Annotated in this window: 16 protein-coding genes; 8 read left to right on the top strand and 8 right to left on the bottom strand. The window is 73.7% G+C overall.

Annotated elements, in window-relative coordinates; all coding sequences use genetic code 11:
- Both DN051_RS33090 and DN051_RS33085 read left to right on the top strand, forming a co-directional pair.
- Positions 1 to 2,862: a DEAD/DEAH box helicase gene (locus DN051_RS33090; protein ID WP_112440337.1), complete on the top strand. Its 2,862-nt coding sequence runs from the start codon at positions 1 to 3 to the stop codon at positions 2,860 to 2,862.
- Complete coding sequence (locus tag DN051_RS33085; RefSeq protein ID WP_112440336.1) at positions 2,859 to 4,157, top strand: SWF or SNF family helicase; 1,299 nt, start codon at positions 2,859 to 2,861, stop codon at positions 4,155 to 4,157. The genes DN051_RS33090 and DN051_RS33085 overlap by 4 nt, the downstream gene beginning before the upstream one ends.
- 231 nt (positions 4,158 to 4,388) lie before the next feature.
- Here DN051_RS33085 and DN051_RS33080 read toward each other — a convergent pair whose 3' ends face one another.
- Positions 4,389 to 4,793, bottom strand: a complete 405-nt coding sequence (locus DN051_RS33080) for a hypothetical protein (RefSeq protein WP_079000561.1) — start codon at positions 4,791 to 4,793, stop codon at positions 4,389 to 4,391.
- 122 nt (positions 4,794 to 4,915) lie between these two features.
- Positions 4,916 to 6,082, bottom strand: a complete 1,167-nt coding sequence (gene xylA, locus DN051_RS33075; protein WP_053757597.1) for a xylose isomerase — start codon at positions 6,080 to 6,082, stop codon at positions 4,916 to 4,918.
- Between the two features lie 182 nt (positions 6,083 to 6,264).
- Between xylA and xylB the strand changes: the two genes are divergently transcribed.
- The 5 genes from xylB to DN051_RS33050 all read left to right on the top strand — a co-directional run bounded on the left by xylB (position 6,265) and on the right by DN051_RS33050 (position 12,256).
- Entirely contained in the window at positions 6,265 to 7,710 is a 1,446-nt protein-coding gene (xylB, locus tag DN051_RS33070) for a xylulokinase (protein WP_053757598.1), read from the top strand.
- Positions 7,711 to 7,724: 14 nt separating this feature from the next.
- Positions 7,725 to 8,945 (top strand): ROK family transcriptional regulator, encoded by a 1,221-nt coding sequence (locus tag DN051_RS33065; RefSeq protein ID WP_053757599.1) that lies wholly within the window; start codon positions 7,725 to 7,727, stop codon positions 8,943 to 8,945.
- Between the two features lie 251 nt (positions 8,946 to 9,196).
- Positions 9,197 to 10,210 carry an acetamidase/formamidase family protein gene (locus DN051_RS33060; protein WP_053757600.1) on the top strand — a complete coding sequence of 338 codons (1,014 nt, stop codon included), beginning with the start codon at positions 9,197 to 9,199 and terminating at the stop codon, positions 10,208 to 10,210.
- Positions 10,211 to 10,267: 57 nt separating this feature from the next.
- Entirely contained in the window at positions 10,268 to 10,870 is a 603-nt protein-coding gene (locus tag DN051_RS33055; RefSeq protein WP_112442568.1) for an N-acetylmuramoyl-L-alanine amidase, read from the top strand.
- A gap of 195 nt (positions 10,871 to 11,065) precedes the next feature.
- A complete protein-coding gene (locus DN051_RS33050) occupies positions 11,066 to 12,256 on the top strand; it encodes a phosphodiester glycosidase family protein (RefSeq protein ID WP_234388701.1) in 1,191 nt (396 codons plus the stop codon).
- A 21-nt stretch (positions 12,257 to 12,277) separates the two neighbouring features.
- On the opposite strand, the gene DN051_RS33045 is transcribed toward DN051_RS33050, so the two are convergent.
- The 6 genes from DN051_RS33045 to DN051_RS33020 form a co-directional block, all read right to left on the bottom strand.
- Positions 12,278 to 12,472, bottom strand: a complete 195-nt coding sequence (locus tag DN051_RS33045) for a hypothetical protein (protein WP_053757602.1) — start codon at positions 12,470 to 12,472, stop codon at positions 12,278 to 12,280.
- A 128-nt stretch (positions 12,473 to 12,600) separates the two neighbouring features.
- Entirely contained in the window at positions 12,601 to 13,470 is an 870-nt protein-coding gene (locus DN051_RS33040; RefSeq protein ID WP_112440334.1) for a phosphatidylinositol-specific phospholipase C/glycerophosphodiester phosphodiesterase family protein, read from the bottom strand.
- A 204-nt stretch (positions 13,471 to 13,674) separates the two neighbouring features.
- Positions 13,675 to 14,757, bottom strand: a complete 1,083-nt coding sequence (locus tag DN051_RS33035) for an acyl-CoA dehydrogenase family protein (protein ID WP_112440332.1) — start codon at positions 14,755 to 14,757, stop codon at positions 13,675 to 13,677.
- Positions 14,754 to 15,962 carry an acyl-CoA dehydrogenase family protein gene (locus DN051_RS33030; protein WP_112440330.1) on the bottom strand — a complete coding sequence of 403 codons (1,209 nt, stop codon included), beginning with the start codon at positions 15,960 to 15,962 and terminating at the stop codon, positions 14,754 to 14,756. The genes DN051_RS33035 and DN051_RS33030 overlap by 4 nt, the downstream gene beginning before the upstream one ends.
- A complete protein-coding gene (locus DN051_RS33025) occupies positions 15,959 to 16,930 on the bottom strand; it encodes an NADPH:quinone oxidoreductase family protein (protein WP_112440329.1) in 972 nt (323 codons plus the stop codon). The genes DN051_RS33030 and DN051_RS33025 overlap by 4 nt, the downstream gene beginning before the upstream one ends.
- Before the next feature lie 228 nt (positions 16,931 to 17,158).
- On the bottom strand, positions 17,159 to 17,731 hold the full coding sequence (locus tag DN051_RS33020; RefSeq protein WP_053757607.1) for a helix-turn-helix domain-containing protein: 573 nt from the start codon (positions 17,729 to 17,731) through the stop codon (positions 17,159 to 17,161).
- A 78-nt stretch (positions 17,732 to 17,809) separates the two neighbouring features.
- On the opposite strand from DN051_RS33020, the gene DN051_RS33015 reads away from it, so the two are divergent.
- Positions 17,810 to 18,757, top strand: coding sequence for an NAD(P)/FAD-dependent oxidoreductase (locus tag DN051_RS33015; RefSeq protein WP_112442566.1), 948 nt, complete (start codon positions 17,810 to 17,812; stop codon positions 18,755 to 18,757).
- The last annotated feature ends 20 nt before the right edge of the window (positions 18,758 to 18,777 follow it).

The following is an 18,777-nucleotide window of genomic DNA, read 5'->3' as shown; positions in this document are numbered from 1 at the left end:
GTGCAGAGGACCCCTGCGGCATCCCCCTCCGACCTCTTCGAACCGGCCCGCTGCTGTGCGGTGTTCCTGCCCGGCGATCCCGCCCGCACGGGCCGTGTGGCCTTCTGGCGGGACGGCGGCACACCGCCGGTCGTCGAGGGCGGCACCGTCGCCGACCTGGACGTGGTCGCGCCCCGCGGGACAGGCGTGGAACTGGTACGCGTATCCGCTCTCGTACTCCCGGTGCGCGCCGCGCTGCCCGTGCTCACGCGTGCGCGTGTGACGGCGGAGGGACACCGGTCGGCCGTGTTCTGGGGCGCGGCCTCGCTGCTGGCCCTTCAGTTCGCCGCGCGCGGACTGCTGCTGCCCGGCCTGTCGTCCGGCGATCACGACGCCTGGCGGATGGGGCCCCTGCGCCCGGAGGACGTCGACAGCGTCCGCCGGCTCGCCGCCGCGATGCCGCCCGAGGCGCACGCCGTACCGCTCGCCCCTGGCGCGCCGCTGCGCCTGCCCGCCCCCGAACACCTGCTGCGGGCCTTCCTCGACGCGACAGCCGACGTACTGCCCCGTTCCCCGGCCGCACAGCTCGTGACGGGCGGACCGGCCTACGCCGCGAACGAGCCGCAGCACCTCCCCGGCCACCGGGCATGGGCCGCCGATGTCGCGGCGGGCAACGACGCGGGCGTCCGGATCTCCCTGCGGATCGAGGTACGGAATCTGACGGCAGGCGCGCCGGACGAACCGGAGCCGACCTTCCGAGCCGTGCTCCAGGTGCACAGTGCGAGCGATCCCGCCCTGGTCGCGGACGCCGCGGAGGTCTGGGCCCACAACGATGTGACGCAGGGCGCCTTCGGTCCGCGCGCGCGGATGGACGTCCTCCTCTCGCTGCGCCGGGCGGCCCGCGCCTGGCCCGCGCTGACGCCCCTGCTGTCCGCCCCGGTGCCGGATGCCGTCGAACTCGCCGACGAGGAGGTCACGGAGCTTGTAGGCGAGGGCGCGGCGGCCCTCGCCGGCAGCGGCGTGGACGTCCACTGGCCCAGGGAACTGACCCGCGAGCTGACCGCCCGTGCCGTCGTGGGTCCCGCGGACGACGGGACGGCCGCGCGCCGGCTCGCCGCGGACACGCCGTCGTTCCTGTCCGCCGACGCGCTGCTCGCCTTCGACTGGTGGTTCGCCCTGGGCGAGCAGCGGCTCACGCGCGCGGAACTGGACCGCCTCGCCGAGGCGAACCGGCCCGTGGTGCGGCTGCGCGACCAGTGGGTGCTGATCGACCCTCAGGAGGTGCGCCGCGCCCGCGCCCAGCGGGATCGGAAGGTCACGCCCATCGACGCGCTCGGTGCCGCCCTGACGGGCTCGACCGAGGTGGACGGCCGCCGGGTCGAGGTGCAGCCGACCGGGTGGCTGGCCGCGTTGCGCGAGCGGCTCGCGGATCCGGAGGCTCAAGAACCTGTCGCACAGCCCGCCGCGCTCGCCGCGGAACTGCGCGACTACCAGCGGCGGGGTCTGAGCTGGCTCGCCGGGATGACGTCCCTCGGACTGGGCTGCTGTCTCGCCGACGACATGGGACTCGGCAAGACGATCACACTGATCGCCCTGCATCTGCACCGGCAGTCCGACCCGTCGGCCGCCGGACCGACGCTCGTGGTCTGCCCGACGTCCCTGATGGGCAACTGGCAGCGCGAGATCGAGAGGTTCGCGCCCGGCACGCCCGTGCGTCGTTTCCACGGGTCGCGGCGTGCCCTGGACGACCTGGCCGACGGTGAGTTCGTCCTCACCACGTACGGCACGATGCGCCTCGACTCGGGCCGACTGGCCGAGGTGCCGTGGGGCCTGGTGGTTGCGGACGAGGCCCAGCACGTGAAGAACCCGTACTCGGAGACCGCGCGCCGGCTGCGTTCCATCGGCGCACGCGCGCGTGTGGCGCTCACCGGAACGCCGGTGGAGAACAACCTGTCCGAACTGTGGGCCGTCCTCGACTGGACGACCCCGGGGCTGCTGGGCCGGCTCGGCGCCTTCCACACGCGCTACGCGCAGGCCGTGGAGAGCGGTCGCGACCCGGCGGCCGCGGAGCGCCTCACCCGGCTGGTCCGTCCCTTCCTGCTGCGCCGTCGGAAGTCGGATCCGGGTATCGCCCCCGAGCTGCCCCCGAAGACGGAGACCGACCGCGCCGTGTCGCTCACCGCGGAGCAGGCGGGCCTGTACGAGGCGGTCGTGCGGGAGACGCTCGCCGAGATCTCCGACGCCGACAGCATGGCGCGGCGCGGACTGATCGTGAAGCTGCTGACCGCTCTGAAGCAGATCTGCAACCATCCCGCGCAGTACCTGAAGGAGGAGCGGCCGAGAATCGCCGGCCGCTCCGGGAAGCTGGACCTGCTGGACGAGCTGCTCGACACGATCCTCGCCGAGGGGGCGAGCGTGCTCGTCTTCACGCAGTACGTGGGGATGGCCCGCATCGTCGAACGGCACCTCGCCGACCGGGGTGTCCCCTGCCAGTTCCTGCACGGCGGCACGCCCGTACCGGAGCGCGAGGCCATGGTGAGCCGATTCCAGGACGGTGAGGTCCCGGTCTTCCTGCTGTCGCTGAAGGCCGCGGGCACGGGCCTGAACCTCACCAGGGCCGAGCACGTCGTGCACTACGACCGCTGGTGGAACCCCGCCGTCGAGGCACAGGCCACCGACCGGGCGTACCGCATCGGCCAGGACCGGCCGGTCCAGGTGCACCGGCTGATCGCGGAGGGAACGATCGAGGACCGGATCGCAGACATGCTCACCCGCAAGCGGGCGCTGGCCGACGCGGTGCTCGGCTCCGGCGAGGCCGCGCTGACGGAACTGACGGACGCGGAACTGGCCGGACTGGTGGAGCTGCGAGGGACCGTGCGATGAGCGACCACGACGACGAGCAGACCCATTCGCCGGAGCGCACGTTCGCCGCGCTGCCGCCCGCGCACGGGAGGGGCTTCGCGGTGACCTGGTGGGGCCGGGCCTGGCTCGGGGCCCTGGAGGACGCGGCGCTGGACCCGGCCCAGGTGAAGACGGGCCGCCGGCTCGCCCGGGCCGGCGCCGTGGGCGCGGTGTCGGTGCGGCCGGGCCGCATCACCGCGGTCGTCCAGGACCGCGACGGCACGGGGCACCGGGCCGATGTGCTGCTGGAGCAGCTGAGCGCCGAGCAGTGGGACCGCTTCCTGGAGATGGCGGTGGAGCGGGCCGGCCATGTCGCCGCGCTGCTCGACCGGGAGATGCCGCCGGACCTGGTGGAGGACGCGGCGGCGGCCGGCATCGAACTCCTCCCGGGCATGGGCGATCTGGAGCCCGAGTGCGACTGCGGCGCCTGGGACCAGTGCGGGCACACGGCGGCGCTGTGCTACCGGACGGCGCGACTGCTCGACGAGGACCCGTTCGTCCTGCTCCTGCTGCGCGGACGTGGTGAACGCGCCCTGCTGGACGACCTCCAGGAGCGCTCCGTCAGGCCCGCCGAACGACCGGCCGAGCCGGACCCGGCCGCGGTGGACGCCGCGGAAGTGTGGGCGGCGGCGGACCTCCTGCCGGCGCTGCCCGGACTGCCCGGACTTCCGGCGGAGCCCGGCACCCCTCCCCCGCTGGACACCGAGGTACCGCCCCCGGCCGGAACCGACCCGTCCGCCCTGGAGTACCTCGCGGCCCGCACCGCCGGGACGGCGCATCTGATGCTGGCCGAGGCACTGCGCACCGCCGTCGGCCCCGCCACCGAACCGAGGTCCGTCCGAGCCCCGGACCTGACGGTCGCCCAGGACGCCGTGCGGCTCGCCGCGGGGTCCGCCGACCGGACGACGGTGCGACGGCTCGCCGAGGGCTCCGGACGCGGCCGGGACGAACTGGCTCTGGCCGTACTGGCATGGCGGCACGGCGGGGTGGCCGGGCTGTCGGTGCTGGAGGAGGAGTGGACGGTACGGGACGAGGCCCTCGCACGCGCGCGTACGGCCCTGGAAGAGGCCTGGGACGACGGCGAACGGCCGACGCTGCGCGCCCGCGCCAACCGGTGGACGGTCGTCGGCGGGCACGGCCAGCTGCGGTTGGGCCGTGACGGCCGGTGGTGGCCGTTCCGCAAGGAGCGCGGCCGATGGGTTCCGGCGGGCGGCGGGGTCCAGGACCCGGCCACCGCGCTGGCCACGGCGGACCGAGGGGCCGCCGAGGAGGCCTGAGCACCGACGGGCCGGCCCCGCGGCGGCCGATACGCCGGGACCGGTCGGCGGACGGAACATCTCATCGGGGTGATCGCATCGGGGTCGGCGCCCGGCTGGCGCGCGGAACCCGAACCTGATGCACACGCTCCGTCCGTAGTGCCGCACGCGCGTACGCCATGACGGACGAGGGGTCCCGGTCCGGTCCCCGCACGGAACCAGGGCCCGGTCCGTCGTTCCGCCGGACCGGCGCTAGGGCAGCGAATCGAGCGGCAGCGACGGAATCAGCGACTCCAGACCGCTCGGCAGCTCGGAGGGCAGCTCTGTGGGGAACTGCGACGGCAGGGACGGCAGCCCACTCGGCAGTTCGGTCGGCAGTTCCGTGGGCAGTTCCGTGGGGATGCCGAACGACGGCGCCGTCGACGGGCTCGTGCTGGTCCCGGCGCCGGGCTGCCGGCCGGGTGAGTCGTCGCTCCCCGACGACATCAGCAGGACGACGGCGACGATCACTGCCGCGGCCACCAGCCCCGCCACCGCCAGGAGCACGGAGCCGCGCCGCCTTCGCGGCGGCTCCGGGCGGTACGACGTCGGTCCGAAACCGCCGCCGGGAGGCGGCGTGTCATCCGGCGGGCGGGGCGGTACGGGCGGCAGGGCCATGCCGTCCAGGGTCGCGGCACGGACGGCCGGTCCGCGACCCCGATCCGGAGATCGACACGTACTCATGTCGTGGATCGCACGATTCCGCGGCATTCCGCATGGCGGACGCCGCGAGCGGCACGTCAGCCGCGCGCCCCCAGCAGGTGGTCCATGGCCAGCTGGTCGAGCTGCTCGAAGGCCATGCCGCGCGCGGCGGCCGCGTCCACGTCGAACTCCTCGAAGGCAGCGCGGTCGGCGAGCAGCGCCGCCAGGCCGTCCGCCGCGGTGGGCTGGGCCAGCTCGTCGAGGCGCGCGGCGCGCAGGGCCTGCTGGACCTCCGGGTCGGCCCGGAACGCGGCCGAGCGCTCCTTGAGGATGAGGTAGTTGCGCATGCAGCCCGCGGCCGACGCCCACACGCCGTCCAGGTCCTCGGTCCTCGGCGGCTTGAAGTCGAAGTGGCGGGGGCCCGCGTAGCCGGAGCTCTCCAGGAGGTCGACCAGCCAGAAGGCGGAGCGCAGGTCGCCGGCGCCGAAACGCAGGTCCTGGTCGTACTTGATGCCGGACTGGCCGTTGAGGTCGATGTGGAACAGCTTGCCCGCCCACAGGGCCTGCGCGATGCCGTGCGGGAAGTTCAGGCCGGCCATCTGCTCGTGCCCGACCTCGGGGTTGACGCCGTAAAGCTCCGGGCGCTCCAGGCGCTCGATGAACGCCAGGGCGTGGCCGACGGTCGGCAGCAGGATGTCGCCGCGCGGCTCGTTCGGCTTGGGCTCGATCGCGAAGCGCAGGTCGTAGCCCTGGGAGGTCACGTACTCGCCGAGGAGGTCGAACGCCTCCTTCATGCGGTCCAGCGCGTCCCGCACGTCCTTGGCGGCACCGGACTCCGCGCCCTCGCGGCCACCCCAGGCGACGTACACCTCGGCGCCCAGTTCGGCGGCGAGGTCGATGTTGCGGATCGTCTTGCGCAGCGCGTAGCGGCGTACGTCACGGTCGTTGGCGGTGAACGCGCCGTCCTTGAACACGGGGTGCGTGAACAGGTTGGTGGTGGCCATCGGCACCTTCATGCCGGTGGCGTCCAGGGCCTGCCGGAATCGCTTGATGTGCGACTCGCGCTCGGTGTCGGAGGACCCGAACGGGATCAGGTCGTCGTCGTGGAAGGTGACTCCGTGGGCACCGAGCTCGGCCAGGCGCTGCACCGTCTCGACGGGGTCGAGGGCGCTCCGCGTGGCGTCGCCGAACGGGTCCCTTCCCTGCCAGCCGACGGTCCACAGGCCGAAGGTGAACCTGTCGTCGGGGGTGGGCTGGTAGTTCATGCCGCGGCTCCCTTGCTCGCTTGCGAGTGTTGCGCACGACCATTTCGTCATGGCGCTTTACAAATTAGTATGCAGTCACACCGCTGGGAAGAGAAAAGATGTCCCGGGCCGGGACGGGACTCACAGGAACCCGTCCCACCACGGCCACGGGACCGCAGAGCCGCAGAAAAAGGGAGAGCCCGATGTCAGCAGCCGAGGGTCCGCTCGTCGTCGGCGTGGACACGTCCACCCAGTCCACGAAGGCACTGGTCGTCGACGTGGCCACCGGCCGGGTGGTGGCCGCCGGCCAGGCACCGCACACCGTGTCGTCCGGGGCGGGCCGCGAGAGCGATCCGCGGCAGTGGTGGGACGCCCTGTGCGAGGCGCTGCGCCAGTGCGGCGAGGCCGCCCACGAGGCCGCCGCGGTGTCGATCGGCGGGCAGCAGCACGGCCTGGTGACGCTGGACGCCGCGGGCGAGCCGGTACGGCCCGCCCTGCTGTGGAACGACGTGCGGTCGGCTCCGCAGGCCCGCCGGCTGACCGAGGAACTGGGTGGCGCGAAGTTCTGGGCGGACCGCACCGGCAGCGTGCCCACCGCGTCCTTCACCGTGACGAAGTGGGCCTGGCTCGCCGAGCACGAGCCGGACGCGATCCGCGCGACGAAGGCCGTGCGGCTCCCCCACGACTACCTCACCGGGCACCTGACCGGACAGGGCACCACCGACCGCGGTGACGCCTCCGGGACGGGCTGGTGGGCGGCCGGCAGCGAGGCGTACGACGAGGAGATCCTCGCGCGCGTGGGCCTCGACCCGGCGCTGCTGCCGCGTGTGGTCCGGCCCGGCGAGATCGCGGGCACCGTGCGCGACAGCCACGACCTGCCGTTCTCCAAAGGCACCCTGGTCGCCGCCGGCACCGGTGACAACGCGGCCGCGGCCCTCGGCCTCGGGCTGCGCCCCGGCATGCCGGTGCTCAGCCTCGGCACCTCGGGCGTCGTCTACGCGGTCTCGCGGCACCGCCCCAGCGACCCGTCCGGCACGGTGGCCGGCTTCGCCGACGCGCGCGGCGACTGGCTGCCGCTGGCCTGCACCCTGAACTGCACCCTGGCCGTCGACCGGGTGGCGGCGCTGCTCGGCCTGGACCGCGAGGCCGTGGAGCCGGGCACGACCGCCACCCTGCTCCCCTTCCTGGACGGCGAGCGCACCCCCGACCTGCCGAACGCCTCGGGGCTGCTGCACGGCCTGCGCCACGACACGACCGGGGGCCAGCTCCTCCAGGCCGCGTACGACGGGGCCGTGCACTCCTTGCTGGGCGCGCTGGACCTGGTCCTCGACGAGGACGCGGACCGCTCGGAGCCACTGCTGCTGATCGGCGGCGGCGCCCGGGGCAGGGCGTGGCAGGAGACCGTGCGCCGGCTGTCCGGGCGGCCGGTCCAGGTCCCCGACGCCAAGGAGCTGGTGGCGCTCGGCGCCGCGGCGCAGGCGGCGGGCCTGCTCACCGGCGAGGACCCGGCCGCGGTCGCCCGGCGCTGGAACACCACCAGCGGCCCGGTGCTCGAAGCGGTCGAGCGGGACGACGAGACGCTGGCCAGGATCTCCGGGGTACTCTCCGACGCGGCCCCGCTGCTGGAGCGGGCCCCCAGGACCGCCTGAGGACGGACGCAGGCATGACCGCACCTCTGCACGAAACCCACCCCTCCGGTCCCGGGCGCGCGCTGCCCGACACCCAGCAGGGCATGCGGCGCCGCAATCTGGCCCGTGTGATGCACACGGTCAGCGCCGAGGGTCCGCTCTCCAGGGCCGCCGTCGCCTCGCGCATCGGTCTGACCCGTGCGGCGGTGTCGACCCTCGTCGACGAGTTGATCCGTACCGGTCTCCTGGAGGAGCTGGGTCCCGAACGGCCCGTCCGGGTCGGCCGGGGCCGGCCCGGCTCCGCGCTCGCCGTGAGCGAGCGCGGGCCGGCCGGCCTCGGCGCCGAGATCGGCGTCGACCACCTCGCGGTCTGCGCGGTCGACCTGCGCGGCCGGCTGCGCGCGAGGGCCGTCCGGCACGGCTCCAATCGCGGCCGCTCCCCCGCACCGGTGATCGAGGAACTGACCCGGCTGGTACGCCGCGTGGTCGCCGAGGCGGACGAGGAAGGGCTGTGGCCGGCCGGGCTCGCCGTGGCCGTACCCGGCCTGGTGGCGGGCGACGCGCGGACCGTCGTACGGGCCCCGAACCTCGACTGGGAGGACATCGACCTCGGCGCGCTGCTCCCCGCGGAGCTGCCGCCCACCGTGGACAACGAGGCCAACTTCGGTGCCCTGGCCGAACTCTGGCTGGGCGAGGGAACCCCGCGGGACTTCCTGCACGTGTCCGCCGAGATCGGCATCGGTGCCGGTGTGGTCGTCGACGGGCGCCTGCTGCGCGGAACACGCGGGTTCGCGGGCGAGTTGGGCCATGTGCCGGTCCGGCCGGACGGGCCGCGGTGCGCGTGCGGCGGACGCGGCTGTCTGGAGCAGTACGCGGGCGAGGAGGCGGTGCTGCGCGCCGCGGGTCTGGAACCGGACGGGGACCGGGTCGGACTGCTCGCCGCGCGTGCCACCGACGGTGACGAGAACGTACGCCGGGCGCTGAGCGATGCGGGCGAGGCGCTCGGAGTCGCTCTGACGGGGGCCGTGAACCTGCTCGACCCCGAAAGTGTCGTGCTGGGCGGGGCGCTGGCCGGACTGGCGCCGTGGCTGCTGCCCTCACTGCGGTCCGAACTGGCCCGGCGCACGGCGGGACCGGCCTGCCCGGTGTCGGTGTCCCGCCTCGGGTCCGAGGGGCCGTTGCTCGGTGCCGCGCACTCGGTGGTGCGCGCCGTGCTCGACGATCCCGCGGCCGTGGCGGAACGCGACCCGGGCTGAGGAAGCGGCACCGCCACTCGTTCGGGTGGGCGACTTTTCCACAAGGGCGCGGCCGTCCACCGAAGCGCGCGGGCCCTGCCCACGGACCGGCGGGACCCGTACCTTGATGCGTGTGAGGCACAACCGTCGTGCGAACACGACGGCGGGCGTGCGGGGCCGGGTCGGCGAGGGGGAGACATGGTGTCGGTGGAGACGGCCGAGGGAGGCCGGCGCGCTGCCGGTCGCGTCGTGCGGATCCGGGGGGAGCGGTCATGAGCGACCCCCGCATCCTGACCGTCCGGCCCGCGCCGGACGAGTACGCCTGGACGTTCGGCGGGGCGCCACCGGTGGCGCGCATCGCGCCGGGCACCGTGCTCGACCTGTACACGGAGGACTGCTTCGCCGGACGGGTCAGGTCCGAGAAGGACCTGGTGTCCCAGGTGTGCGAGTTCCCGTTCCTCAACCCGCAGACGGGTCCGTTCCACGTGGAGGGCGCCGAGCCCGGTGACACGGTGGCCGTGCACTTCGTGTCGATCGAACCGGCCCGGGACTGGGCGGCGTCGACGACCGTGCCGCTGTTCGGCGCGCTCACCTCCACGACCACCACGGCCACCCTGCAGCCGCCGCTGCCGGAGAAGGTCTGGATCTGGCAGTTGGACCGGGACCGGCGCACGGCACTGTTCCGGGCCCACGACAGCGACATCGAGATCGAGCTGCCCCTGGACCCGATGCACGGCACCGTGGGCGTGGCCCCGGCGAATCTGGAGGTGCGTTCGGCCCTGGTGCCCGACGCGCACGGCGGCAACATGGACACACCGGAGATGCGGACCGGAGTCACCTGCTACCTCGGGGTGAACGTCGACGGGGCGCTGCTCAGCCTCGGCGACGGGCACGCCCGGCAGGGCGAGGGCGAAACCTGTGGCGTGGCCGTCGAGTGCGCGATGCACACCATGGTCATCGTCGAACTGCTGAAGGACGTCGCCACGCCCTGGCCGCGCATCGAGTCGGACACGCACATCATCTCGACGGGCTCGGCCCGTCCGCTGGAGGACGCGTTCCGGATATCCCAGCTCGACCTGGTGCGCTGGCTGGTCCGCGACTACGGCTTCAGCGAGTCGGACGCCTACCAGTTCGCGACCCAGGCCGTGGAGTCACCGCTGGCCAATGTCTGCGACACCAACTACACGTGTGTGGCCAAGCTCCGCAAGGAATGGCTCCCCGCCCGCGAGACGCACCGCGGACTGCACGCGCGGCTGCGCGAGACGGCGGCGGCACTGCGGCGCTGAGTGCGCCGCGGCACGGAGCGTTCCTCCTCCTTCCCCGACGAAAAGGCGAAACCGTCCATGGACCCGGCACGACCACCGATCCCCACCCGGCGTCGCGTCCTCAAGGGAGCGGCACTCGCCGTCGTCCCCTACGCGCTGTTGCCCGAACCGAGCGCAGGTGCCCGGACACCGGCGCCCGACCATCCGTCGGCCGTCTGGCAGCCGGCCACGTCCGCCAACTACACGCGCCGGCGGCGGCAGCCCCCGCGTCGCGTCGACCTCGTGGTCATCCACGTCACACAGACGGACTACTCCAACACCCTGGCCGTGTTCCAGAACCGCCGGCGGCAGGTCTCCGCCCACTACGTCGTCCGCTCCCGTGACGGGCACGTGGCGCAGTGCGTCCGCGAGTCCGACATCGCCTGGCACGCGGGGAACTGGGACTACAACACCCGCAGCATCGGCATCGAGCACGAGGGCTGGGTGGACCGGCCGGCGTACTTCACGAACGCCCTGTACGAGCACTCGGCCCGGCTCACCGCCGCGATCTGCGACAGACACGGCATCCCCAAGGACGGTGCGCACATCATCGGCCACCACGAGGTACCGGGCACCGACCACACCGACCCGGGACCGCACTGGGACTGGCCGCGCTACCTGAGACTCGTCAACTCTGCCTGACCGGCGGGGCGGCCCCGGCGAATCCGGCTCCGGCTCCGTTCCGACTCCGACCGGTTGCTGACTGACCGTCACCCCATCGGACACTGCCGTCTGGTGCGCCTCTCCCGCGCCCTGAGAAAGTTGACGAGACCCACCTCAGGGAGAGCTGTGACGTCTCGTCAGAAGCGGTGCGGAGCGGGCAGAACCCTACTGGCCGTGCTCACGGCGCTCGGAGCGCTGGCCGGTGCGTCCCTGGTGGGGGCGGCACCCGCCGGTGCGGCGGGGAACGGCACCCGGATCGCCCCGGGGGTCCGCTACACGGAATTCGACGTCCGGGCGGCCGGGGGGCCCACACACGCCCATGTGCTGACCGTCGACCTGCGCGACCCGCGGGTGCGCCTCGACCTGCTGCACCCGGGAGCGGTGGCCGCGCGGGCACCCGTGTCACGGCTGGCCGAGGCCCGGGGGGCCGTCGCGGCTGTGAACGGCGACTTCTTCAACATCTCCGAGGTCCAGCACCCGGGCGTCCGGGCGACCGGTGCGAGCGTCGGACCGGCGATCGCGCAGGGGCGGGCGGTGAAAGCGGCGGTGCCGGACGGCCAGCGCTTCGGTCCGGCGCTGCCGCCGGGCACAAGCACAAGGGATGTCGTGGGCGTCGGCGTCGACCGGAGGGCGCGGCTGGACGGTCTGACGCTGGAGGGCTCGGTCACCACTCCGGACGAGTGGCTGCCGCTCGGCGGGCTCGACCAGTACGCGCTGCCGGTCGGCTCGGTCGGCGCGTTCACCTCGGCCTGGGGCAGTGCGTCCCGGGTCCGGGCCACCTGCGGCACGGACACCGACCGGGCGGCGCCGTGCAGCACGCACACCTACGAGGTGACGGTCCGGGGCGGCCGGGTGGTGTCGGTGGCGGACACTCCCGGAAGCGGCCCGATCGCCGAGGGGACCACGGTGCTCGTCGGCCGCGAGACGGGCGCGCGGCAGCTGCGGAAGCTCTCACCGGGCCGGTCCGTGACAGTGCGGCACCGCCTGGAGGCGGCGGTGTCCGGGGTTCCCTACCGCTTCGCCCTCGGTGGGTATCCGGTTCTGCGGGACGGGCAGCCGTTGCCGGGCCTGGACGACCGGACCTCCGCCGTGCGCACGGCCGTGGGCATCGCGGACGGCGGACGCCGTGTGCTGCTGCTCGCGGTGGACGGCGCACCGGAGTACCGCACCGGTCTGACCGTCGCCGAAGTGGCCGAGACCCTTCGGGAGCTGGGGTCGGCCGACGCCTTCAGCCTGGACGGCGGCGGTTCGTCCACGCTGGTGGCCCGGCTGCCGGGCGAGAGCGGGATCTCCGTACGGAACCACCCCGCCGAGGGGGTGGAGCGGCCCGTTCCGAACGGCATCGGCGTTTTCGTCGGGCCCTGATCCCCGCACCGCCCGGCGGCCTCACGGTCTCAGGCTGCTGACGATGTCGGCCGTCGCCGTGAGGCCGCTGTGGATGGTGGGGGCGATGCTCGAACTCGCCAGGTAGAAGCCGAGCAGCAGGCAGACCACCGCGTGGGTGGGCTTCAGCCCGCCGTTGCGCAGGAAGATCACCGCCAGGATCAGAAGCAGCAGCACCACAGAGATGGAAACGGCCATCGTCAACCTCCTCCGCCACGTCCACTGCGCGGCGTTCGGGCGCAAGTGTGACGTAGCGGAGGGTTCGTCCGGGCGGCTGACCTGTCCCCCGAACGAGTGGTGTCAGAGTCGTCTCACAGACACAGGCGCTAGGCCCGGCGGTGGGAGTCCAGGAAGGCCTGCAGGCCCGGCAGGTCGTCGGTGTTGACGAAGTCGACGTCGGCGGCGAGCAGCTCGGTCCACAGGGCGTCCCGGGCGGGGCCCGCGAGGTCAGGAGTGGCCCAGAACCGCACCTTCTGCCCGCGCGAGTGCGCCGACCGCATGATGGTGTGCAGCTTCTGCCGCTCGGCGTCGGGGAAGGCGCCCTCTCCCCGCCAGGTGAAGTTCAGCGTCCAGTTGTCGCTGATGAGCGGGATGAACGAGGCGGGAGCGGAGCTGCCGAGGTCGGCGAGCCGGCCGTCGTAGAAGGCGCGGCGCACCTTCTGCGCCTCCATGGGGACGCGGGCCGCACGGTCGCCGGAGATGACAGCGGTGACCGGTCCGGGGTGGACCCGGCCGTGCGACCAGGTCGTGAACAGGTGCTTGTAGCGGCGCAGGTGGCGGTCGAGTTCGAGGTACGTCGAGGAGCCCTCGGTCTTGATGTCGATGAGCAGTTGGAGGGAGCCGCGCTGACCGCGGTACACCGAGCCCCGGTTGGCCCTGACCCGGGCGGCGAGGGGGGCGAGGTAGAGCGACTCGAGGGTGCGGGCGGGGTCGAGGTCCGCCGCGTCGTGGGCGACGAGGAGCTGGTCCCCGACGAGGAAGATGTCGGCTTCGACGCTGCCGAAGCGGTGGTCGAGGGCGTCGAGCAGCGGGCGGGGGTGTTCGTAGTCGTTGTGCGCGTGCGCGCGCCACAGCGGACGGGGGCGGGAGCCGCGGCCGCGTTCGGCGGCCAGCGCGCTCGCGCCGGGCAGGGCGACCGCGCCCGCGAGGGCGGCGCCGAGGGTGGTGAGGGCTCTGCGACGTGTCGTGAGGGCCATGCGCTGTCTCCTGAGGGGCGTGAGGGAACCTCAGCGAGTATGCGGTCCCGGTCCGCCCAACCGGCAGGTGCGGTCGCGGAGTTGGCCGGACGGCCGCCATCCGTTCACTTCCGCGCGCCCGCGCGCACCGGAAAGCCCGCCCCAGGTGGGACGGGCTTTCCCCGGGGTTCCCGCGGGTGCCGGCCCCGCTTCTCCAGGTGTACGTCAGGGGGCTTGAAGGTCCACCAGTTCGGCCAGCGCGCCACGGTGCGCGCCCGCGGTGCCGTACGCGATGGAGTCCGCCTTGGCCCGCTTGAGATAGAGATGAGCCGGGTGTTCCCAGGTCATCCCGATACCGCCGTGCAGTTGCACCGCCTCCTCCGCCGCGCGGACCGCCACGGAGGCGGCGTAGGCCTGGGCGACCGCGACCGCCACGTCGACGTCCTCACCGGTCGCCAGCGCGTCCGCCGCGCCGCGCGCCGCGGCCCGCAGGTTGACGACCTCCAGCCACAGCTGGGCGAGCCGGTGCTTGAGCGCCTGGAAGCCGCCGACGGGGCGGTTGAACTGCTTGCGCTCCTTGAGATGGCGGACGGTCTCGGTCAACGACCACTCGGCGATACCCAGTTGCTCGGAGGCGAGCAGTCCGGCGGCGGCACGCAGCGCCCGCCGTACGGCCGGGTCCGCGTCGCCCAGCCGGCGGCCCGGCGCGCCGTCGAGGACCACCCGTGCCACGGGGCGGGTCAGGTCCAGCGACACCTGCGGCACGACGGTGACCGCGTCCGGGTCCACGGCGAAGAGTCCGCCGTCGTCCGACGGCACCAGCAGGACGTCGGCCGCCGCGGCGTCGGCGACACCGGTCAGCTCTCCGTACAGCCGGCCGTCCTCGTGCCGTACGGCGGTGAAGGCGGCACCCGGAGCGAGATGCAGCGCGACGGCGAGGACGCCGATCGCACGGGCGGAGGCCAGCCGGACGAGCAGGTCGGCGGACTCCTCGCCGTCACAGGCCAGCAGTGCCTCGGTGGCGACCACGGCACTGGTCAGATACGGCACCGGGGCGACGGCGCGGCCCAGTTCCTCCAGCACGACGGCGGCTTCGCGGTGCGTGGCGCCCTGCCCGCCCCGCTCCTCGGGGACCAGGAGGCCGGCGAGCCCCATGCCGTCCGCGAGCGACTTCCACAGTGCCAGGTCGTGCGGGGTGTCCGACTCACCGCGGGCGATCACCGCGGAGACGTCGCAGTGGTCGGTGAGCAGGTCCCGGACGGCCGCGCGCAGCGCCTGTTCCTCCTCCGAGTACAGCAGGTCGGTCATCGGGCCAGGTCCTTCCAGGCGACGTCCTTGTCGGTGCGCGGCTCGGGGGGCAGGCCCAGGACGCGTTCGGCGACGATGTTGAGGAGGACCTCGCTGGTCCCGCCCTCGATGCTGTTGCCCTTGGAGCGGAGGTAGCGGTAGCCGGCGTCCCGGCCGGTGAAGTCCACCAGTTCGGGCCGGCGCATCGTCCAGTCGTCGTACAACAGCCCTTCCGCGCCGCGGAGTTCGACCTCCAGGCCGCTGATCTCCTGGTTGAGGCGGGCGAAGGAGAGCTTCATGCCGGACCCCTCGGGGCCGGGCTGGCCCGCGACGAGCTGCTGGCGCAGCCGTTCACCGGTGAGTCGGGCGACCTCGGCCTCGACCCACAGCTTCAGCAGCCGCTGGTGGAGGTCGTGGGTGCGCAGTTCGGGGCGCTCGCGCCAGGTCCTGGCGACCGGTCCGATCATGCCGCCCTCGCGGGGCAGCCGCATGCCGCCGATGGAGACCCGCTCGTTCATCAGGGTCGTCCGCGCGACCCGCCAGCCGTCGCCGACCTCGCCGAGGCGTCGTGTGTCGGGGATGCGGACGTCGGTGAGGAAGACCTCGTTGAACTCGGCCTCGCCGGTGATCTGGCGCAGTGGCCGCACCTCGACGCCGGGGTCGGTCATGTCGCAGACGAAGTACGTGATGCCCTGGTGCTTGGGCACGTCCGGATCGGTGCGGGCGATGAGGATGGCCCAGCGGGCGACGTGGGCGCTGGAGGTCCACACCTTCTGCCCGTTCACCACCCAGGCACCGTCCCCGTTCGGGCCGGAGGCGTCCCCGCCGTCACGGACGGCCCGGGTGCCGAGCGCGGCCAGGTCGGAGCCGGCGCCCGGCTCGCTGAACAGCTGGCACCAGACCTCCTCGCCCACCCACAGCGGGCGCAGGAACCGCTGCTTCTGCTCCTCGGTGCCGTAGCGCAGGATCGTCGGCGCGGCCATGCCGAGGCCGATGCCGATCCGCCGCGGGTCGTTGTCGGGTGCGCCCGCGGCCTCCAGCTCGGCGTCCACCACGGCCTGGAGGGAGCGCGGGGCGCCGAGGCCGCCGAGCCCTTCGGGGTAGTGCACCCAGGCGAGGCCGGCGTCGAAGCGGGCCTTGAGGAAGTCCGGCCGGCCGGTCGTGGCGGGCGGGTGCGCCGCCAGCAACTCCCGGGTGAGGCGGCGCAGTTCGGCTGCGTCGGTCATGCGGCGGCTCCGTTCCGGGGCAGCACGGCGATCCGGCCGGTGGTGACCCCGTCCGCCACGCGCTGCACGGCGTCGGCGGCCCCGGCGAGCGGAACACGCTCGCTGACCAGTGGCTTGACGGCGCCCCGGGCGGCCAGTTCGGTGAGCTGCTCGTGGCAGTGCAGGACGAGCTTGGGGTTCTTGGTGTTGTACAGGCCCCAGTGCAGGCCCAGGATCGAGTAGTTCTTCACCAGGGCGTGGTTCAGCGCCGGGCTGGGAATGGACCCGCTGGCGAAACCGACCACCACGATCCGGCCCTCGAAGGCGACCGCCTTGGCGGACTGGGTGTGGGCCGCGCCGCCTACGGGGTCGTAGATCACGTCGGCGCCCCGGCCACCGGTGGCCTCCTTCACGGCGGCGACGACGTCGGCCTCGTGCCGGTCGATCACGGTGTCGCAGCCGAGTTCCCGGGCGACGGCGGCCTTCTCGGCGCCGCCCACGACGCCGATGACGGTCGCGCCGGCCGCTTTGCCGAGCTGTACGGCCGCGCTGCCGACCCCTCCCGCGGCGGCGTGGACGAGCAGGGTCTCGCCCGCCTCCAGCCGGGCCCGCCGGTGCAGGCCGAACCAGCCCGTCTGGTAACCGATGTGCAGGGCCGCGGCCTCGGCGTCGTCCAGCGCCTCGGGCGCGGGCAGCAGCGCGGCGGCGTCCGCGACGGCGTACTCGGCGAAACCGCCGTGGGGCAGCGCCGGGTTGGCGATGACGCGGCGTCCGTCCTCGGTCTCGCCGCACACCTCCACGCCGGGTGTGAACGGCAGCGGGGGCCGGACCTGGTACTGGCCCCGGCACATCAGGGCGTCGGGAAAGTTGATGTTGGCGGCCCGCACCTTCAGCAGGACCTGGCCGTCGCCGGGCGTGGGCGGCGCCACGTCCGCGAGGCGCATCACCTCACTCGGCTCGCCGTTCTCGTGCACCTGCCATGCCTGCATGCGGGGCCTCCACGGGACTGCGTCGTCTGACCGGGGTCCACCGCATACTAAGCGGTCGCTTGCTGTTCAGGGAACAGTCTCGCGCGGCACGGCACGGGAGCGCGGCGGCTCCCGCGCACCGCCCGCCGGAACCGCGCCGCGCATCCCGGCGTCACCGGCCGACCGCGTCGGCCCCGGCCGCCTCACCGCCGCTCACCCCACGCGTCCGGCACCTCAGCCCCGCACACCTCACGGCCGCTTGGGCCGAGCCCGTACATGCATGCGCTCGCCCTGTGGTCCGAACAGGCTCAGGAACTCCACCGGCCCCTCCCCCGTCGATCCGAACCAGTGCGGCACGCGCGTGTCGAACTCGGCCGCCTCGCCCGCCGTGAGCACCACGTCGTGCTCGCCCAGCACGAGGCGCAGCCGCCCGGAGAGCACGTACAGCCACTCGTACCCCTCGTGGGTGCGCGGCTCGGGTTCGAGCCTGCGCTGCGGTTCGAGGACCTTGAAGGCCTGGAGCCCGCCGGGCTGACGGGTGAGCGGCCAGTGGGTGCGGCCGTTCATCTCGATCGGCTTGGCCCGCACCCGGGGGTCGCCGACCGGCGGCGCGCCGACCAGCTCGTCCAGCGGCACCTGGTGGGCCTGCGCGATCGGCAGCAGCAGCTCCAGGCTGGGCTTGCGCAGGCCGGACTCCAGCCGGGAGAGCGTGCTCACCGAGATGCCGGTGGCCTCGGACAGGCCGGAGAGCGTCACCTCCCGCTCCTTGCGCATCTGCCGCAACCTCGGACCCACACCCGCCAGAACCTCGTCGGTACTCATGCTGCCATTGCAGTTTCGGCAAAGGCATTTGTCAATCCGGCAGCGGTGGCGCGACCGTCTTCCGTGGAGGTGGTCACCATGACCGAGACATACGAAGTGGTCGTCGTCGGCGGCGGCACGGCGGGCCTGTCCGCCGCGCTGGTGCTGGGCCGGGCCAGGCGCCGCACCCTGGTCGTCGACGCCGGGGAGCCGCGCAACGCACCCGCGGCCCACATGCAGGGCTATCTGTCACGGGACGGCATGTCGCCCGCCGAGTTCCTGGCCGTCGGCCGGGAGGAGATCGCGCGGTACGGGGTGGAGCTCGTCCGGGACCGTGCCGTCGACATCACCGGGGGCGAGAACGTCACCGGGCGGCAGGACTTCACCGTCGAGCTGGCGAGCGGGCGGAGCGTCCGGGCCCGGCGGCTCGTCGTCGCCACCGGACTCGCGGACGAACTGCCGGCGGTTCCCGGAGTCGCCGAGCGGTTCGGGCGGGACGTGCTGCACTGTCCGTACTGCCACGGCTGGGAGGTCCGCGACCAGCCGTTCGGCGTGCTCGCGACCAGCGCCCTCGGTGTGCACCAGGCACTGCTCGTCACCCAGTGGTCCAAGGACGTGACCTTCTTCCTGCACGAGGTCGCCGCATCCGAACTGACCGACGAGGACCTGCGCCGACTGGCCGCGGCCGGGGTCGACGTGGTGCCCGGCGAGGTGGCCGGACTGGTGGTGCAGGACGACCGCCTCACCGGTGTCCGGCTGGCCGACGGCCGGACGCACGACCGCTCGGTGCTGTTCGTCGCACCCCGCGCCGTGCCGCGGACCGGGCTGCTGAAGCGGCTGGGCGCCGAGCTGCACGAGACGCCCTTCGGCGCCTATCCCGTGGTCGACGCGACCGGCCGCACCACCGTGGCGGGCGTATGGGCCGCGGGCAACGCGATGGGCTTCGCCGAGCAGGTCGTGAACGCGGCCGGCGGTGGGCACCGCGCCGCCGCCGCGATCAACGGTGAGCTGGTGATGACGGACCTCGACGCGGCGGTACGGGTGTAGCCGCGCCCGCCGCGATGCAC

The organism is Streptomyces cadmiisoli (assembly GCF_003261055.1).
Lineage (GTDB): Bacteria > Actinomycetota > Actinomycetes > Streptomycetales > Streptomycetaceae > Streptomyces > Streptomyces cadmiisoli.
Note: the sequence above shows the minus strand (reverse complement) of the source record. Positions and strands in the feature narration are given on the sequence as shown.

Coding starts and splice junctions, on each gene's coding strand:
- xylA (WP_053757597.1), bottom strand. CDS start 6,082: ATGAACTACCAGCCCACCCCCGACGACAGGTTCACCTTCGGCCTGTGG.
- xylB (WP_053757598.1), top strand. CDS start 6,265: ATGTCAGCAGCCGAGGGTCCGCTCGTCGTCGGCGTGGACACGTCCACC.
- DN051_RS33035 (WP_112440332.1), bottom strand. CDS start 14,757: ATGACCGACCTGCTGTACTCGGAGGAGGAACAGGCGCTGCGCGCGGCC.
- DN051_RS33065 (WP_053757599.1), top strand. CDS start 7,725: ATGACCGCACCTCTGCACGAAACCCACCCCTCCGGTCCCGGGCGCGCG.
- DN051_RS33025 (WP_112440329.1), bottom strand. CDS start 16,930: ATGCAGGCATGGCAGGTGCACGAGAACGGCGAGCCGAGTGAGGTGATG.
- DN051_RS33045 (WP_053757602.1), bottom strand. CDS start 12,472: ATGGCCGTTTCCATCTCTGTGGTGCTGCTGCTTCTGATCCTGGCGGTG.
- DN051_RS33085 (WP_112440336.1), top strand. CDS start 2,859: ATGAGCGACCACGACGACGAGCAGACCCATTCGCCGGAGCGCACGTTC.
- DN051_RS33020 (WP_053757607.1), bottom strand. CDS start 17,731: ATGAGTACCGACGAGGTTCTGGCGGGTGTGGGTCCGAGGTTGCGGCAG.
- DN051_RS33080 (WP_079000561.1), bottom strand. CDS start 4,793: ATGGCCCTGCCGCCCGTACCGCCCCGCCCGCCGGATGACACGCCGCCT.
- DN051_RS33055 (WP_112442568.1), top strand. CDS start 10,268: ATGGACCCGGCACGACCACCGATCCCCACCCGGCGTCGCGTCCTCAAG.
- DN051_RS33030 (WP_112440330.1), bottom strand. CDS start 15,962: ATGACCGACGCAGCCGAACTGCGCCGCCTCACCCGGGAGTTGCTGGCG.
- DN051_RS33060 (WP_053757600.1), top strand. CDS start 9,197: ATGAGCGACCCCCGCATCCTGACCGTCCGGCCCGCGCCGGACGAGTAC.
- DN051_RS33015 (WP_112442566.1), top strand. CDS start 17,810: ATGACCGAGACATACGAAGTGGTCGTCGTCGGCGGCGGCACGGCGGGC.
- DN051_RS33040 (WP_112440334.1), bottom strand. CDS start 13,470: ATGGCCCTCACGACACGTCGCAGAGCCCTCACCACCCTCGGCGCCGCC.